At 56.7% G+C, this 17225-nt stretch carries 12 protein-coding genes; 1 reads left to right on the plus strand and 11 read right to left on the minus strand.

Features of this window, described 5'->3' with window-relative positions; all coding sequences use genetic code 11:
- Positions 1–118 precede the first annotated feature (118 nt).
- From ACSPX5_RS08960 to ACSPX5_RS08980, 5 genes are all read right to left on the minus strand, one after another.
- Positions 119–1105, minus strand: a complete 987-nt coding sequence (locus ACSPX5_RS08960; RefSeq protein WP_439821488.1) for a tetratricopeptide repeat protein — start codon at positions 1103–1105, stop codon at positions 119–121.
- 224 nt (positions 1106–1329) lie between these two features.
- Entirely contained in the window at positions 1330–2304 is a 975-nt protein-coding gene (locus ACSPX5_RS08965) for a tetratricopeptide repeat protein (RefSeq protein WP_323160365.1), read from the minus strand.
- Between the two features lie 15 nt (positions 2305–2319).
- Complete coding sequence (locus ACSPX5_RS08970) at positions 2320–5610, minus strand: hypothetical protein (RefSeq protein WP_439821489.1); 3291 nt, start codon at positions 5608–5610, stop codon at positions 2320–2322.
- A 35-nt stretch (positions 5611–5645) separates the two neighbouring features.
- Positions 5646–6509, minus strand: coding sequence for a hypothetical protein (locus ACSPX5_RS08975; RefSeq protein WP_439821490.1), 864 nt, complete (start codon positions 6507–6509; stop codon positions 5646–5648).
- Entirely contained in the window at positions 6500–8548 is a 2049-nt protein-coding gene (locus ACSPX5_RS08980; protein WP_439821491.1) for a type VI secretion system Vgr family protein, read from the minus strand. The genes ACSPX5_RS08975 and ACSPX5_RS08980 overlap by 10 nt, the downstream gene beginning before the upstream one ends.
- A gap of 361 nt (positions 8549–8909) precedes the next feature.
- Here ACSPX5_RS08980 and ACSPX5_RS08985 point away from each other — a divergent pair, with 361 nt between their 5' ends.
- On the plus strand, positions 8910–10211 hold the full coding sequence (locus ACSPX5_RS08985; protein WP_207864354.1) for an OprD family porin: 1302 nt from the start codon (positions 8910–8912) through the stop codon (positions 10209–10211).
- Positions 10212–10355: 144 nt separating this feature from the next.
- Here the strand turns inward: ACSPX5_RS08985 and ACSPX5_RS08990 are convergent, their stop codons facing one another.
- The 6 genes from ACSPX5_RS08990 to ACSPX5_RS09015 all read right to left on the minus strand — a co-directional run bounded on the left by ACSPX5_RS08990 (position 10356) and on the right by ACSPX5_RS09015 (position 17224).
- Positions 10356–10976, minus strand: coding sequence for a hypothetical protein (locus ACSPX5_RS08990; RefSeq protein ID WP_169430337.1), 621 nt, complete (start codon positions 10974–10976; stop codon positions 10356–10358).
- Between the two features lie 44 nt (positions 10977–11020).
- Positions 11021–11959 (minus strand): carbohydrate kinase family protein, encoded by a 939-nt coding sequence (locus ACSPX5_RS08995; protein ID WP_439821492.1) that lies wholly within the window; start codon positions 11957–11959, stop codon positions 11021–11023.
- Between the two features lie 13 nt (positions 11960–11972).
- Positions 11973–13469 carry a xylulokinase gene (xylB, locus tag ACSPX5_RS09000; RefSeq protein WP_439821493.1) on the minus strand — a complete coding sequence of 499 codons (1497 nt, stop codon included), beginning with the start codon at positions 13467–13469 and terminating at the stop codon, positions 11973–11975.
- Between the two features lie 308 nt (positions 13470–13777).
- Complete coding sequence (locus ACSPX5_RS09005; protein WP_439821494.1) at positions 13778–15250, minus strand: mannitol dehydrogenase family protein; 1473 nt, start codon at positions 15248–15250, stop codon at positions 13778–13780.
- Between the two features lie 16 nt (positions 15251–15266).
- Positions 15267–16370 (minus strand): ABC transporter ATP-binding protein, encoded by a 1104-nt coding sequence (locus tag ACSPX5_RS09010; protein WP_169430341.1) that lies wholly within the window; start codon positions 16368–16370, stop codon positions 15267–15269.
- Between the two features lie 23 nt (positions 16371–16393).
- Positions 16394–17224, minus strand: a complete 831-nt coding sequence (locus tag ACSPX5_RS09015; RefSeq protein WP_007957423.1) for a carbohydrate ABC transporter permease — start codon at positions 17222–17224, stop codon at positions 16394–16396.
- Position 17225 lies beyond the last annotated feature (1 nt).

Consider the following 17225-nt stretch of genomic DNA (forward strand, 5'->3'; position numbering starts at 1 on the left):
AGTATTTCTTGAAATTTAGCGCGATGACGTGAGTGGTTCAATTTTGCGTAGCTCCCCACGTCAATGAATATAGTAGTCCCAAGCGCTGTCTTTAAAAGTAATTAAGGGGGCGGCCGTATTAGTCACCTAACTTATCAGGGAAAAAAGAGAGCGGCGGGTGTGTGGCTTTCCACTTCTGTGCGAATATTTTTGCTTCCGCTATTTGCGTTTGTGTCATTTTTGCTGCGATTTTAGGAAGCTTATCATTGACGTTGGCATCCATACCGCCTCCGCCATCAAGTTCTTTCAATAAATAAATCAACGCGTACCCTTTGATGATGTCATAAGGGAATCCATACATATCAGGCTCATGGGCCAGGTCTGATCCATACCCATACACCGTAGTGGCGAAGCCAATTGAGGCAGCCTGTTCGTTCCAATATCGAAAACTTTCCATGTCACCCTTCTCGAAAAGAATGGCAGCGTACTCCATCATTCCTTTGGGATTGCCTCCTACAGCAGACGCCTTTGCCCAGTTCTCGACAGCTTCCGACCGTTTCCAAGGCAACAAAAAGGATCCATTACCTTCCTTATATCGAATAGCAAGCAGCCATTGACCTTGAGCAAAACCAGACTCTGCGGATTTTTTTAACCAATCCAACTGGCCAGTCGCCAAATACATGACATAAGCGGATTCGGCGTCACCATTTTCAGCTTTAGATGTAGCCAACTCTTTAACTATACTCATCCACTCTGCCGAAGTTTTTTGCCCGGGAGGGCAGCTTTTCATCGTCGTACAAAGATCATTATCCGAGCGGGCGAGCCTAAGCATGGCGTACAGATCACCCTGTGCACTTGCCGCTTCCAACCATTTTTTTGCCTCAGGCGTAATGTATTGGCTTCTTTGTCGGATTTCTTCAGCTAGGTAGAATTGTGCTTCAGCGTCACCTGCTTCTGCAGCAATCCGAAGTTCCGTTTCAGCAGATTTATATTGATAAAAAAGCGTAATTCCTTTTTCTTTAGCAATCGCCTGAGTGCCTGTAAGCGCCATCGCGGAGTAAGATGCGAATGCTAGGAAAACAAAAATTATTGAGGCTAATGATCTCAGGTGCATAGTTTTAATCATCTGGCGCTGCCTTTCGGTCCGACATAGATTATTTGTTTGCCTGATGTTTATCTTCTCCAATAACGCGCGACTCGTCAGCCGTAACTGTCGAGCCTTTCGCTAAATGTTTTGGATGGCTTCCTGTTATTTGGCCACCACTTTGAGCATTCGATCTGTTCGGTGTTTTTTTTGCCGCCAGTTGCTTAAGCTTTGTTTTGGTAAACCTTGAGTGATAAGTCCCTGCATCACAGTCCATATTTTCCTGGGTAAAAAGAAAGTGGTGGGTGAGTGTCTTTCCATTGCTTTGCAAATGCTTTTGCTTCTGTAATCTGCGCCGGACTCATTTTGTTTGCTATTTCTGGCAGCACTTCATCGACATAAGGTTTTATATTTCCACCGCCGTCAAGCTCCGTTAAAAGTGATGTGAGCGCGTAACCTTTAATCAAATCAAGTGGGAAGTCATAAAGCGAAGGGGCGTGGGCTAAATATGCTCCATAACTGCTGACCCCTGATTGATAGCCGGTCTTGGCCGCTTCTTCGATCCAGTAGCGAGCATCGCTGAGATCTCCTCCGTGTTCATACAGATACGCCGCATATTCAAGCATACCTGCGGGGAAACCATTTTCTGCCGACGCTTTCAATAATCGCCCAACTTCCTCCGTACGTTTCCAAGGTAGAAAAAATTTCTCACCTTCCTTGTACCGGTTTGCCAGTAGCCATTGGCTTCTCGCGAATTTGAATTCAGCGGATTTTTCAAGCCACTCTAATTGCCCAGTGTATAAATACTTAACATACATGGCTTCGCCATCATTGTTGTTCGCTCTTTTTTCCGTTTCTTTGTTTAAAAGGTCAATCCAGTCAGTACGTTTTTTTGAGCTTTGAGTGCAGTTGTTCATTACGCTGCACAGGTCGTTTTCTGATGTTGCTAATCGCAGCATTGCATAGAGGTCGCCTTGAAGAGCTGCTGCTTCATACCATCTCTGAGCTTCTGCGGTTATATACTGATTCTGCTGACGTAGTTCCTCTGCTAAATAATACTGAGCATCTGGATCTCCCGCCTCGGCGGCGATTTTTAGCTCAGAAGTTGCAGGTTTGTATTGGTTGTATAGTGTTATCCCTTTGTCCTTGGCTGCTTTTTGGAAAGAGGAAAGTTCAGCGAATGCCTGGCTGTTAAAGGACAAAATTAGTAAGGCTGTGCAAATAAAATATCTAATAGGCATAAAAGTGTCTTCTTGTTAATTAGGAGGGCCGATATAAGTGGCTTGACCGCCCGGCAGAAAAGTATTGCCATAGTATTTTATTCTTTTGCAATACCCATCCATCCGCGCGCCCAGAGTTTCAATGTGCGTTTTGTATCGGCTACGCATCCTGTCATTATCGACACTAACCAGTCTGAGTACTGCTTCAGACATGAAATTGTCCATTCTCAGCCTATTTTCACAATATTTTTGTTCTGCATCGCTTGAAGCCTTTGTTCCGAAACGATTCATGCTCATGCATGCTTCTTCGAATTGTGCTTGCGCCAGCGGCACGGTTCCTTGTGCTTTAGCCTGATTAACAATTAACCCAAGTATACGTTCAATGGCTTGCTGTTGAAGTAGGTGGCACTGGTCTTTAGAGTACGATTTTTCTGCAGAGTTAGCACTTTGCGCTCCATATTCTCTGATTTTAAAAGATTCGGCTGCAGAAGTAAGTGTCATTAACATAGGGCCAAGCGCGCCAGGTGTGGCTGATAGTATCCACTGTTCAAGTTCTGCCTGGTTACGATAATTCATAATCGTATGAGCAATAGATGCTCCTCTGCCACCCCCCGTTAACGCCTCATACAACGACATCACCATATCAACACCCTGCATATAAGACATCGCCACTTCCATGCCGGCAGCACCTAGGAAGTTGAGTTTATCGATGTAATCAGCCGCATCATCCGTCACAAAAATCAGCGATTTGTCCTGATTTTTGTGCATCTCACGGCGCAGCAGGTTAATCAGGTCAGTAACGCCGTCATACCCGACTTCAAACTGGAATTCGCCGCCGGCACCTGTGCCGACAATGAGAGAGGCCTTGAACCGCATGATGAAGCGGCCTTCGTGCAAGGAAATGCCAATGTCTGCGTTTGCACCGAGGCCGTAAGCGGCAGTAAATCCAGCTGTCAGTCTCGCTAGACTCGACCATTGGCTGGCTTTCGTGCTGTTGACGCTGTTACTCATTCCCGGTGTTGGCGCTGCGCGCAGGGCTGCTATGTCTTTTGGTGGTGCCCAGTTCAAGGCACCGGTCAGCAGAATCCCGGCTTGCACCCCAGCAAAAAGATTGAATTGGGCTTTAGCGCCGTCTTCCACCCGAACCTTGGCAGCGTCGCCCTCAAGTACAGGTTCACTTCGCGCGGTTGCGGCAGTTGCATTGGTGGTATCCGCGCGTTTTGCATCGGTGATTTCCGGAAGGTTAAGCCCGCCTTGCACGTTCGCACGGCCCAACTGAACGCTGGAAGAAAGGAGGAGGGTTGCACCCGTATACCCCCAGGCTCTAGCGCCCAAGTGAATCGAGAACCGACCCAGGTTCAGATTTTTGCGGTTTTTCTCATAATCCAGGTAAGGCACCAGGATGTCTTTCGCTTGATCTCTCCCCGGAAGATCCATTTTCATCAATTCAACCTCACCGCGAGCGAGGTCAATTCCCAGACTTGCTTCGGCTTTGGCGGAGACTTTGAAATTATCCGCAACGCTGAAGCTTGGGCCGCTGACTTTGGTAGCGGTGTGAATTGATGACTGCGGTGGGGTGAGGCAGCGAACCAGTTGAGCTTGAGGGCTGTTGTCGAACAGACGCAACGAGCTTCTGACTTCTTCCTTAAAAAGCAACTGACGAAGACGGAGCCCCCAATCTTTGCGCGCTCCCGCATCCTCAAACGTTTCGACCTTGTAGTTCTTTGACTTCAAGTAAGAGTGGAACATCTCAACGTCAAACCAGCCTTTTTCATCAAACCAGTCGCTCTGTTGGTCCTTGATGGCCAAAGCGCCTTGTTCACGAAGCCATTCATGGAAGGGGTTGTCGTCAGAGTCCGACTCTGCCTTTCCGTTGCTGTTACCTGGAAGTTTCTGCAAGTCCTTGCTTGCAGCGGCACCGATTTCGCTTGCGTCTTTTTTCAGCACCTTTGTGATGCCTTCAAGATTGAGCAGGCTCAAGTGTTTGACTGGACTGTTGGGGCTATTGAAAAGCGCGACTTCGCGCAAAGGAAATCCTGCCTTGACCAAGCGCTCTTCCGGTTTCGGTTGAAACTGCTCGGGCTCCCATAACAGGTGACGTAATGGCAAGGCAGCAGCCACTGCTGCCTCGGCGTCTTCACGAAGCTTCAGACGAGCTTGCTGGATACGCTGCCATTCTGCTTGCTCCGCTTCAACGATACCTGTAGGTGCCGCGACGTTCTGCCCGCTCGCGTCAATCCAGGCTTTATATTTCGAACGGATCTGCTCGGTGAGCTTGATCTGTTGCTGTTCCATCTCAAGGTAAGCCTTGAATTTCTCGATGCCTGCACTGATATCGCCAGTGTCGGGAATGAGTGCAAACTCCGGCAGGGCCAAACCGTAGTCAGCAACTTTCAAGATCGAATCAATATACGCGGCGAAGTCTTTTTCGACTTTCTTGCGCTCGTTGGCGACTTCCTTCAAATAGCCACACATCCGGGCTTTGCCATCGATTACGCAGTTAGTCGCGTCCAGATAGGCTTTTTTGTTTTTTTGGAAGTCTTCTTCTTTCAGAGTCGTCAGCTTGCCACTGGAGGTGAGTGCCGAACGTGCCTTCAGATAGGTCTGTACACGACTTCTCGCTTCGAGTGCTCCCGGAGAAAACAGGTTGCCACTTTCGTAGGTGTAGCCTGCTACTTTGGCTTGCGCGACGGCGATGTTTTTCAGCTTCTTCCATTCGCTGTAGAGCCGCTGCAGTTTCTGCCCATCAGAGTTGGCTTCAAGCAGACTCGCTTGTTGTTGATTGGCAAGTTCCCGATTGCGAGCGTATTCGCTCTGGTCCGGTTGCTTGTCCAGCGCCGCACTATTGCGGGCTTCTCGGCTGACAGCCTTCAAGCGCATAGCCATCGTGGGTTGCGCGATATCCGGCTCCTGCGCTTCGATTTCCAGCATTCGGCTTTTTTGCTCGCCTTGCAGGAAGTTAGTCAGCTTTGGCTCAAGGAAGTATTCCAGCAGCCCTGCGGTGTTCATCCCCTTGAGCCGTTCTTCTGGAGACTTGCTTACGCTGATATGTTGTTCAAGTTCATTCATCGCTTCTTTGATCGAGCTGGCAGCACGTTCTGGCAATAGATAGAACATTTTTTCCTTGGTGGCGTAAATCACCTCACCATAGGACGTCGAGCAAGGTGTCTTTACCTTGTCGAACGCGTTGGAACAACTGTCAGGCGCTTTGGGCTGCGGATCAAGCTCCAGCGCTGGCTTGCTTTCAACCGGTGCTGTTTGGGTCGATGCATTTGCAGTTGGACCGTTGAGATTTTCCTTGGGGGCTTTCGAAATACCAGTTTCCATTTCGCTTCCATTCATTCTTTACGCGGACGGGGTCATCAGGCAGCGCTGGTGGAGAGTTGCTGCAGCTGCTGAACCTTGATGAACGACTCTTCCCTGGATTGCAGGATGGTCATTGCCGGAGGCTGCGCTTCGAGCAGCGGGCCGTTGGTGATCTGGCCCAGCTTCAGTAAATGACGACCTTCATAAATGTTGTGGGCAACCAGTACATTGAGGTTTTCGACGAGGTTGGGCAGTTCCTCGTCAGTGGGTTCGCCATAGATGGCGTAATGCTCATCAACCCAATAAACCCAACCCAGATATTCCTGAACCTTTGGCGCTGCTGGCGGCAGGTTGAACGCTGAGACGTCGCCCAGCCATTCAAGTTCCGAAACGCTGCGCCAGCTTAGCCAATGGCCCCGACTGCTGCCAAAGTGAACCGGGGCAGGGCTGTAGACGCGTTGCCATGGGCCGAATAACTGATGCGAAGTTTCGTCTGCGGTATAGGCCAATGCGGCCCAAAGGCTTGGCTTTTGGTAACTCAGAAGGCTTTGACCGCCGGACCCATCGTTGGCACGCAGCAGCCAGCGAGCATGGGCCAGTGCCTTGGCCGGCTCATCAGTGATGAGTGCAATGCCGGCGTAATTTTCTTCGCAGAGTTTTGCTGCTTCGGCAGCCAGACGACTGCCCCAAGGCGCGATCAGCCATAACGGGCCGTCATTGGCCATTTCAGCGAAATCGGTAGCGAGAAACAGGCCTTGAGAGTCGATAGGCTCGCCGATGCGATAGAGGCGGCTCATGGTGTCAGGCTGACGGGTACGGTCAATGATGAAACAAAGTGTCGAGCCGGCGTTCTCTCGGGGTAGCTGTTCGAATGCGTGGCGCGGAGCCGCCAATAAAGCACTCAGCGCTTTTACATGCATGTGCAATCCTTACGGCTGCAAGCGCCGTTACTCTGTTTTCCGCACAGCGGTGTGATGCCTGATTCGTTCAGGCGAGCGGGCAGCGGTGCTTTCCCGGCCTTATCCGCATCCACCACCTTCATCGGCCCGGGCAACAACGGTGCTGCCGGTGTACCCACGCCCGGGGCGCCGCCGGTGTTGATCTTCACTTCGGCGCCGCTGATGGTCACGCCGCCGGCATCGGCTTTGACGAAGCTGCCGCCAGCCTTGGCGGTCAGTTCCATCGCACCTTCGATCACGACTTTCTGGCCGGCGTAGTAGTGGATCTCGGTTCCCGCTTCGACCAGTTGCGCCGTGCCGACCTTGAGGTGCTGGGTCACGGCGACGGTCAGGTGATCGTTGGCGCGCATTTCACTGATGCGATCCAGGTGAGTGATGCGGTGTTCTTCGACCTTGAACTCGCTGTAGGTGTTGGCTTCGACGGTGTCATGCCGTTCGTTGCCAACGCGAATCTTCTGGTCGTGCTCGATGTTCTCGTCCCAGTCGCGCTGGGCGTGGATGTAGATCTGTTCCGCGCCTTTCTTGTCTTCGATGCGGAATTCGTTGTAGCCCTTGCCGCCCGGTGAACTCAGGGTCTTGAAGGTGCTGCGGGTCTTGTTCGCCGGCAGGTCGTAGGGGACGACGTTTTCCTTGTGGTACAGGCAGCCGGTCACCAATGGCTGGTCGGGGTCGCCTTCGAGGAAGGTCACCAGCACTTCCATGCCGATCCGTGGAATGGCGATGCCGCCGTACGCTGCGCCGGCCCAGCCGCTGGCGACGCGCAGCCAGCAGGTAGTCTTGTCGTCGGCCTGGCCGTCGCGGTCCCAGTGGAATTGCACTTTCACGCGGCCGTACTGGTCGCAGTGGATTTCTTCGCCGGCGGGGCCGGTGACGATGGCTGTCTGGCTGCCGAGGACTTTCGGTTTAGGGTGTTCGAGGGCAGGGCGGTAGTGGGCGTCCCAAGGGGTGGCCACGAACGAGTTGCGATAGCCCTGGTGGAAATCGCTCTTGTTGTCGGTGACGTCGCTGGTGACGTTTTCGCCCAGCACTTGCGGCTGTTTGCCTTCGTGGAAGATTTCCAGCAGCAACCACAGGTCGTTCCATTCGGCGCGGGGATGCTCGGCCAGGGTCAGAAAGTGGCCGCTGGTCAGGGTCGGCTCATCACCTTTGCCTTCGGCGAGTTTGTAGTCGCTGCGATGGCGTTCAAGCGCTCGGGTCGAGAGGAATTTGCCGCGCTCGCGCGTGGTGAAGCGGCCCGGGTAGTCGTAGTCTTCCAAGTCCGGCATGAATTCGGATTTGACGGCACCTTCGGGCAGGATCTTCGGTTTTTCGAAATCGTAGTCGCGGCGGCTGACGCGGCTGGTGCGGGTTTCCAGGCGCAGGTTGAAGCGCTTGATCACCGGTTTGTCGGCGGTCATGCCGGAGTCTTGCTGGTAGTTCACCGGTTTCAGTTTGCGGAACACGGTCTGGTCATCGCCGAACACCAGTTTGTGGCCGCTGCTGCTGTGCTGGAAGTGGAAGTGAATGCCTTCCTCTTCGCACAGACGCTGGATGAAATGCAGGTCGGATTCGTCGTACTGCACGCAGTACTCACGCTCCGGATACTCGGCGCCGAGCTGGAAGCTGTAGGCGTCGGCCAGGATCCCGCGATCTTCCAGCACCTGGGCAATGATCTTCGGCACCGTCATCTGCTGGAAAATCTGCTGGTCATGGTTGTGCCGCAGGTAGGCCAGTTGCGGCACCAGGCTCAGGCTGTAGCGGGTCAGGGTCTTGCCGGAGTCGCCTTGCTCGATGCGATACACCTGGCCATGAATCTTGCCCTCGCCAGTGGCGCCGAAGGTCAGGCAGCCGGGCTTGTGCAGGAGTTCTTCAAGGTTGAGGTCGGGACGGGCGCTGACCAGTTCGAGGTCGAAACGGAACGGCTCGTTGAGGGCTTCGCGACCGGTGAAACTGAGGACTTGCAGATCGGCCGAAGCGCCTTCGAGCGTGAGGGTAATGTGGGTAGCATTGGCGTCCAGCATGCCTTGTTTTCCGTCCTTTGGATTAGCGTGGGCGGATGGTGCAGGATTAAACCGCCTCGTTCAAGGCGCAAATGCCGTAGAAGCACAGGCCTCAAGCCATAGGGAAAACCCTTAGGCCGGTTGTGTCCCCCCGTGAAACGGGCACTTGCGCGCAAGAGACTCCGTGCAATCGCCACCATCAGCGTTCAAGAACAACCAGTCAGTTTCAGACTAAAGTCGCCTGTAGCACGTCAAAGCCATCTGCCATCATTGCCGTTCACCCCCGCGTGTTCACTGCCTCCCGGTTCTTCATTGTTCCGGGACGGGAGCTATTTCAGTTTGTTTGCGCCCCCGCGCAATCGTTGTTCTGTTGGAGTTTTCAATGCGTCCCCCATTTCCCCTCATCACCCCGCGCCAGTCGCTTGGCTTCGGAGCCTTCGTGCTGTGTGCCGGTTTTACCGCGCAGGTCCAGGCCAGCGGTTTTTTCGAAGACACCACCGCGAAGATCGAGTCGCGCACGGTGTACTTCAACCGCGATTTCCGTGATGGGCACACCACCAGTGATCAGGGCGCGTCCAAGCGCGAAGAGTCTGCGCAGGGTTTCATTCTCAATCTGCAATCGGGCTACACCGAAGGCACCGTCGGTTTCGGCATTGATGCGCTGGGCATGGCGGGTTTTCAGCTCGATTCCAGCCCCGACCGCAGCAACAGCGGCCTGCTGCCTTCCAGCGGCGATAACCCGCGTGGCTCGAAAGGCCAGTACGCAAAAATGGGCCTGACCGCCAAGGTGAAAGTTTCGGACACGGTGTTGAAATACGGCGCATTGCTGCCGGATCTGCCGTTGCTCAAGTACAACGACGGCCGTCTGCTGCCGACCATGTTCAACGGCGCGATGCTGACTTCAAAGGAGGTGAAGGACCTGACCTTCATGGCTGCACGTCTGGACAAGTACACCGCCCGGGACTCGACCGATTCCCAGGACATTCGCGTGCACTGCAAGAACAAGCGCTATGCCTGCAACACTACCGCCGATCATTTCGACATGTACGGCTTCGACTACAAGATCAACGATCGTCTGACCGCGCAGTATCACTACGCCGAACTGGAAGACATCTATCGCCAGCACTTCGTGGGTCTGTTGGCCAATCAGCCGCTGGGTGACGGCGTGCTGAAAGCCGATCTGCGTTTGCTGAAAAGCGCCGACAGCGGTGATGCGAAAGCGGGCTCCATCGACAACCGCGCCTTGAGCGGCATGCTGTCCTACGGTATCAGCGGTCACACCTTCAGTGCCGGCTGGCAGCGCATGAACGGCGACAATTCGATGCCGTATCTGGATGGCAGCAACCCGTACCTGGTGAACTACGTGCAGGTCAACGACTTCGCCGCCGCGCAGGAGCGTTCCTGGCAGCTGCGTTACGACTATGACTTCAAGGCCATCGGCATCAACGGCCTGAGCTTCCTGACCCGTTACGTGAACGGTGACCATATCAAGGTGCCGGGCAGTGATCAGGAAGGCAAAGAGTGGGAGCGTGACAGCGAGTTGAAGTACGTGATTCAGACCGGCACGTTCAAGGACGTCAGCCTGCGGTTGCGTAATGCGACGTACCGCACCAACTACGAGAAGTTTGCCCGAGATGTGGATGAGACCCGGTTGATTGTGAGTTACAACTTTTCGGTGTTGTAACCCATAGGTCGGCGGTGTCTGAGCTGACGTCTTCGCTGGCAAGCCCGCTCCCACAGGATCTACGTCGTTCACTAAAGTTGTGGTAACCGTAGATCCCTGTGGGAGCTGGCTTGCCAGCGATGGCGTCCTAATGGGCGCCGAGGGTCAGAGCCAATGCCAGAACCGGCTCCAGAACCCGCGATTCAGATCATCCTTGCACGCCGCGTATTGCTGGCCGTACATGTCCGAGCGGTTCTGCACCTTGCGCGCCACCGGCGGCAGCCACGCTTTGCTGGCATAAGTCTTCTGGCGAAAACCGCCCCAGCCTTCGTGGTAGTTGAGGTACTGGTTGTAGGCGTCGTACTTGTACACGCCGTTGATCGAAGTGGTCTTGTCCATGTACCAGCCGACGAAGTCGATGGCGTCGTCGAAGTCTTCGCGATCGGCGCCGTGGCGGCCGGTGCTTTTCTGGTAGTCGGACCAGACTTCATCCTTGGCCTGCGCATAGCCCGACGCTGTCGTGACGCGGCCCCACGGGATCACCCACAGCAGGTATTTGCGCGGCGTCTTGGCGTCGTAGCGGTAGCCGGACTCCTGATACATGATCGCGAACGGCACCTGGATCGGCACGCCCCAGCGCTTTTGCGTGACTTGCGCCGCGTCGTACCAATCACTCTTTTCCCGAAAAATCTCGCAGAGGTTTTCCGGCGAACGCGGCGGCGATGTTCCGCAACCGCTCAACAGTGTCGCCAGTACCAACAGTCCAACCGTGCGCCCCGAATTCAAAAGCCGTCATCCCGTCGTGCAAAAAAGGGCGCCAGTCTACGCGGTCAGGTCAACTGGTGGCGATAAGGCAAATCCGGACCTGTTTTGCTGCATGTAAGGGCGGCGGCCCGTACGGCAAACCTGAGCATGGCGTCGATTTGTTCGCGACCGAGGTGCTGAACACCCTCCACCGAATCCAGCTCATGCTCGGTCAGCCAGGTGATCAACGCGGCCTGGAAAGTATCCCCCGCGCCGACGGTATCGGCGATCTTCACTGAAGAGGCCGGCACCGACCATGAACCATGAGCACGGCTGAACACGGTCGCGCCTTCACCGCCACGGGTCAGGAAAACCACCTGACAGCGATGCTGCAGCCAGCCTTCGATGACGCGTTGCGGATCCTGCTCGGGATACAACAGGCTCAAGTCCTCGTCGCTGACCTTGATCAGATCCGCCAGTTGCACCAGCGTGGCGATCCGCTCGCGCCACAGGTCGATGTTCGGCTCGGGGTTGAGGCGCACGTTCGGGTCGAGGCTGATCAGGCGTTTGCCGCTTTCACGCTGAATCAGCGCGAGCAGGGTATCGGCCACCGGTTGCACCACCAGCGAGAAGGAACCGAAGTGCAGGCCGCGCACTTGCGGGCCCAGCGTCGGCAGATGTGCCTGACTCAACTGCCGGTCGGCGCAACCTTCGCCACGGAAGCTGTAATGGGGCGAGCCATTGGCGCCCACCGCGACCATCGCCAGGGTGGTCGGCGCGGCGAAATCCACCAGGTAATCCGGACGGACGCCTTCATCCTGCAGGACTTGATGCAAACGTCGGCCGAGGTAGTCGGTGGACAACCCGGCGAACAGCGCCGAGTCCACACCCAAACGGCGCAAACCCACCGCCACGTTGAACGGCGAGCCACCGGCAATGGCCTTGAAATTGACTTTCGATGCCTGCCCGCCGGCATCGTCTTCGCTGAAGAAATCGAACAGCGCTTCGCCACACACCAGGTACATAGTTGTTTGCTCTTTATAAGGTTGCGACATGCAGTCGATAGCGTTCATAGGCCTGCTGGAAGGCCGCGACATTCGCGGCAACCGGCAGGGTTTCACTGTTCAGGTCGAGCTTCACGCAGCGCTCGCACAGGTCGGCCAGGGTGTCTTCGTGGCCGTTCGACCACGACTTGCACCACGCCGCCTGAATCGCCGCGCCGAGGGCGGCGGCTTCGCTCTGCTCGGTGCAGATCACTGGGGTGTTCATGATGTCGGCGACGATCTGCCGCCACACCGCACTTTTCGAGCCACCGCCGATCAGGCAAATGCTGCGGCTTTGTAAACCATTCTGGCGCAGCAGATCCAGTCCATAACGCAAGCCGAAGGTGGTGCCCTCAACCGCAGCGCGGCACAGATTGGCCCGGGTCAGGTTATCGATCGTCAGGCCGTGCAGGCTGCCGGTGGCGTGGGGCAGGGGAGGCACGCGTTCGCCGTTGAGGAACGGCAGCATGCTCACGCCTTCAGCGCCAATCGGCGCCTGAGCCACCAAGGCGTTGAAGGTATCAAGGTCAAGATCGAACAGTTCGCGGATCGCCCCGGTGGCGTTGGTCAGGTTCATGGTGCAGATCAACGGCAGCCAGCCGCCGCTCGACGAACAAAACGTCGCGACCGACGCATCCGGGCTGACCTTCGGCGCTTCAGCGTAGGCGTACACCGTGCCGGAAGAGCCGAGGCTCATGGTGATCGCGCCCGGCTGAATATTGCCGGTACCGATGGCGCCCATCATATTGTCGCCGCCACCGCTGGACACCACCGCGTTCGGGTTGATGCCCAGCTGTTCGGCGATTGCGGGCAGAATCGTGCCGACCGCTTGATGGGCGTCGATCAGCTCCGGCAGCGCGGATTGCAGACGACCGCTGGCATCGATGTCGCGCAGCAGCTGCAAATCCCATTGGCGGGTGCGCACGTTGAAATAGCCGGTGCCGGATGCATCGCCGTATTCGCTGCACGCACGGCCGGTGAGCCAGAAGTTAAGGTAGTCGTGGGGCAGCAGAATCCGTGCGATTCGGGAAAACGCGTCTGGATGCTGTTCCTTGGTCCACAACAGTTTCGACACGGTGTAGCCCGGCGCGATGACCACGCCGAGGCGTTCCAGCGAACCGTTTTCGCCGCCCAAATGAGCCAGCAGACGGTCGTTTTCAGCCGTGGTTTCGGTGTCGCACCAGAGCTTGGCCGGGCGCAGGACCTGACCTTGATCGTCGAGCAGCACCAGCCCGTGTTGCTGGCCGGAAACACCGATGCCGAGAATCGCCTGACCGTCGACATTCGCCACCAGCAAGGCGCGGCGGGTGGCGAGGGCGAAGGCTTCCAGCCACTGGTGGGTGTCTTGTTCGCGACGGCCGTTGGCGCCGCTGATCATCGTGTGGGCGGCGGCGCCCTGGCCAAGAACCTGACCGCTGACAGCGTCGAGGATGATGGCTTTGGTGCCTTGGGTGCCGCAGTCGATGCCGAGGAAGAGCTGTTGGTTGTGCATGGTGTGAACCTGTTGGTTTTTTGGCGACTTCTAAAGCCACCCCTCACCCCAACCCTCTCCCCAGAGGGGAGAGGGGGAAAGGGAGCAGATTGTGGAGCCTTTCAATTCCTGAGTTCGACTCAAAACGTTCAGGTCGATGTATCTCGAAAGAGCACCTCGGTCAGTTCCCTCTCCCTAAGGGGAAGGGAGCAGATCTCGGTGCTTTTCAATTCCTGAGTTCGATTCCGGACTTTCAGGTCGATGTACCTCGGATAAACACCTCGGCCGGCTCCCTCTCCCTCTGGGAGAGGGCTGGGGTGAGGGGCTTTTCAGGTCAGAATACGCTCGAGAGTCCGCGTCACGCCTTCTTCGCGCAAGCTGTTCAGGCACCACTCAAACGCCGCCACAAACTCCTTCGAGCGCGGTATCACCGTACCGAAGATTTCTTCAACCCCCAACAACCGCTCAGTGATCAAAGCATCCTCCGCCACCAACGCCTGACAAAACGCCGCCCGAGGATCCGGAATCGAATATGTGTCACCATTCTCATCCACGCCCTTCAAGTAAAGCGCCCAGGCCGCCACCACCAACGCTGCGCGTTTGGTTTCGCGCCCATCGGCAATCAACCGATTGATCGTCGGAATGGTGAACTTGGGAAACTTCGAAGAACCATCCGAACACACCCGTTCCAGCTGATCAGCAATCGCCTGATTGGAGAACCGCGCCACCAGCGTGTCTTTGTACTCGGTCAGGTCGATGCCCGGCACCGGCGCCAGTTGCGGCGTCACGTCCAGGTCCATGTAGGCACGCATGTAGCGCACGAACAGTGGGTCGTTCATGGTCTCGTGGACGAAGCGGTAACCTTTCAAAAAGCCCAGATACGTCAGCGCCAGATGGCTGCCGTTGAGTAGTTTGATCTTCATCTCTTCGTAAGGCGAAACATCGTCGGTGAACTGCACGCCGACCTTTTCCCAGGCCGGGCGGCCGTTGACGAACTTGTCTTCCAGTACCCATTGCACGAACGGTTCGCACACAACAGGCCAGGCGTCGTCGACGGCGTGTTTGTCCGCCAGTTGCAGGCGATGCGCGGTGCTGGTCATTGGGGTGATGCGGTCGACCATGGCGTTGGGGAAACTGACGTTGGCGTCAATCCAGTCACGCAAGTCCGGATCCAGCAGCGCGGTAAACGCCAGCAGCGCCTTGCGGGTGACGGCGCCGTTGTGCGGCAGGTTATCGCAGGACATCACGGTAAACGCCGGAATACCCGCCGCCCGCCGCTTGGCCAGTGCCGCGCAGAGGAAACCGAACACGGTTTTCGGCTGTTGCGGGTTCGTCAGGTCGTGCTGAATCTGCGGCAGGTGCGCCATGAACTCGCCGTTGCTGTCATCGATGCAATAACCGCCCTCGGTGATGGTCAGCGAAACGATGCGGATCTGCGGGTCGGCGAGTTTGTCGATCAGCACCTGGGCGCTGTCCTCGGCCAGCAGCATGTCGCGGATCGCACCGATGACGCGGACTTCGGTGTCGTCGCTGTCGCCCAGTTCGAACAGGGTGAACAGGTAATCCTGTTCCTTGAGGTCGTCCCGGGCGCGGCGGTCTTCGGCGCGCAGGCCGACGCCGCAGATCGCCCAGTCCAGTGCTTCGCCGGTGTTCATCAGCGCATCGGTGTAATACGCCTGATGCGCGCGATGGAAACCACCGACGCCAATGTGTGCAATGCCCTGGCGGGTGTCGCTGAGGCTGTAGGCCGGCAGTTTCACTTCGGCGGCGAGGCGGTTGAGGTTTTGCTTGTTCAGTTTCATCGGGTCAGTCTCGAAATCAGGCGGCTGCGCGCAACGGGCGGGTCAGCGCCACGCCGTCGGCATCGAACAGATGGCAATGGGCGGCGTCCAGGTGCAGGTTCAGTTGTTCGCCGTAGCGGCTCGCCAGGTCACCGCGTACGCGCATGGTCAGGGCTTCGCCGGCGTTGGTCTTGACGTGGCAGAAGGTGTCGCTGCCCAGGCGCTCGCTGACGTCGGCGGTGACTTGCAGGGTGCAGTCGCCCGGTTGCGCCAGTTCCAGATGTTCCGGACGAATGCCCAGGGTCACGGCGCTGCCGACGCTCAGGTTCGACGCGTTGAACGGCAGGATGATGCGCGTGCCGGCGTCCAGCGAGACTTCGCAGCTTGCACCATCGAGCCGGGCGATCTTGCCCTTGAGGAAGCCCATTTTCGGCGTGCCGAGGAACCCGGCGACGAACAGGTTGGCGGGGTGGTGATACAACTCCAGCGGCGAGCCGACCTGTTCGATCTTGCCGCCATTGAGCACCACGACCTTGTCGGCCATGGTCATGGCTTCGACCTGATCGTGGGTCACGTAGATCATGGTTGCTTTGAGGTCCTTGTGCAGGCGCAGCAGTTCCAGGCGCATTTGCACCCGCAGGGCGGCGTCGAGGTTGGACAGCGGCTCGTCGAACAGGAAGATTTTCGGGTTGCGCACAATCGCCCGGCCGATGGCCACGCGCTGACGCTGGCCGCCGGACAGTTGCTTCGGCTTGCGTTCCAGCATCGGGCCCAGTTCGAGAATGCGCGCCGCTTCGCCGACTTTCTTCTCGACTTCGGCTTTCGGTACGCCGGCCAGGTCGAGGGCGAACGACATGTTTTTCTTCACGGTCATGTGCGGGTACAGCGCGTAGGTCTGGAACACCATCGCCAGATCGCGTTTGGCCGGGCTGACTTCGGTGATGTCACGCCCGTCCAGCTCGATAGTGCCGCCGCTGACTTCTTCAAGGCCGGCGATCAGTCGCAGCAGGGTCGATTTGCCGCAGCCCGACGGACCGACGAACACCACGAATTCCTTGTCGTTCACCTCAAGGTCGATGCCCTTGATGATGGAAAAACCTTCGAAGCCCTTTTGCAGATTCTTGATTTTCAGGTTGGCCATGGTGGCGCTCCTTTTGCGAATTCTTATTTGACGGCGCCGAACGACAGGCCGCGCACCAGTTGTTTCTGGCTGATCCAGCCGAAGATCAGAATCGGCGCGCAAGCCAGCGTCGAGACGGCCGACAACTTGGCCCAGAACAAGCCTTCGGGGCTCGAGTAGGAGGCGATCAACGCGGTCAGCGGCGCGGCTTTGGACGAGGTCAGGTTCAGCGACCAGAACGCCTCGTTCCAGCACAGGATCAGCGACAGCAGCACGGTCGACGCCAGGCCGCCCTTGGCGATCGGCAGCAGCACGCGGAGCATTTCCTGGGCGAGGGTGGCGCCGTCGAGGCGGGCGGCTTCGAGGATGTCTTTGGGGATGTCCTTGAAGTAGGTGTAAACCATCCAGACCACGATCGGCAGGTTGATCAGCGTGTAGATCACGATCAGCGCGATGCGCGTGTCGAGCAGGCCGAAACTCTTGGCCAGCAGGTAGATCGGCATCAGCACGCCCACCGGCGGCAGCATCTTGGTGGAGAGCATCCACAGCAGCGTGCCTTTGGTGCGCTGGGTTTCGTAGAACGCCATCGAGTAGGCCGCCGGCACCGCAATCAGCAGGCACAGAGCCGTGGCGCTGAAGGAAATCACCACCGAGTTCCAGGCGAAACTGAAGTAGTCGCTGCGCTCATTGATGTGCAGGTAGTTCTCCAGTGTCGGCGTGAAGATGAACTGCGGCGGCGTGGCGAAGGCGTCGATTTCGGTCTTGAAACTGGTCAGCACCATCCAGAAGATCGGGAAGAAAATGATGATCGCGATTGCCCAGGCCAGCGTGCCGAGCAGCAGGCTTTGCAGCCGGCGGGATTGTTGAAGAGTCATG

Origin of the sequence: Pseudomonas sp. HLG18 (assembly GCF_051903985.1) — a bacterium.
Classification (GTDB): Bacteria; Pseudomonadota; Gammaproteobacteria; order Pseudomonadales; family Pseudomonadaceae; genus Aquipseudomonas; species Aquipseudomonas fluorescens_BT.

Excerpts from the sequence above, each read along its gene's own strand:
- ACSPX5_RS08960 (WP_439821488.1), bottom strand. The coding sequence starts at position 1,105 with ATGATTAAAACTATGCACCTGAGATCATTAGCCTCAATAATTTTTGTT.
- ACSPX5_RS08965 (WP_323160365.1), bottom strand. The coding sequence starts at position 2,304 with ATGCCTATTAGATATTTTATTTGCACAGCCTTACTAATTTTGTCCTTT.
- ACSPX5_RS08970 (WP_439821489.1), bottom strand. The coding sequence starts at position 5,610 with ATGGAAACTGGTATTTCGAAAGCCCCCAAGGAAAATCTCAACGGTCCA.
- ACSPX5_RS08975 (WP_439821490.1), bottom strand. The coding sequence starts at position 6,509 with ATGCATGTAAAAGCGCTGAGTGCTTTATTGGCGGCTCCGCGCCACGCA.
- ACSPX5_RS08980 (WP_439821491.1), bottom strand. The coding sequence starts at position 8,548 with ATGCTGGACGCCAATGCTACCCACATTACCCTCACGCTCGAAGGCGCT.
- ACSPX5_RS08985 (WP_207864354.1), top strand. The coding sequence starts at position 8,910 with ATGCGTCCCCCATTTCCCCTCATCACCCCGCGCCAGTCGCTTGGCTTC.
- ACSPX5_RS08995 (WP_439821492.1), bottom strand. The coding sequence starts at position 11,959 with ATGTACCTGGTGTGTGGCGAAGCGCTGTTCGATTTCTTCAGCGAAGAC.
- xylB (WP_439821493.1), bottom strand. The coding sequence starts at position 13,469 with ATGCACAACCAACAGCTCTTCCTCGGCATCGACTGCGGCACCCAAGGC.
- ACSPX5_RS09005 (WP_439821494.1), bottom strand. The coding sequence starts at position 15,250 with ATGAAACTGAACAAGCAAAACCTCAACCGCCTCGCCGCCGAAGTGAAA.
- ACSPX5_RS09010 (WP_169430341.1), bottom strand. The coding sequence starts at position 16,370 with ATGGCCAACCTGAAAATCAAGAATCTGCAAAAGGGCTTCGAAGGTTTT.
- ACSPX5_RS09015 (WP_007957423.1), bottom strand. The coding sequence starts at position 17,224 with ATGACTCTTCAACAATCCCGCCGGCTGCAAAGCCTGCTGCTCGGCACG.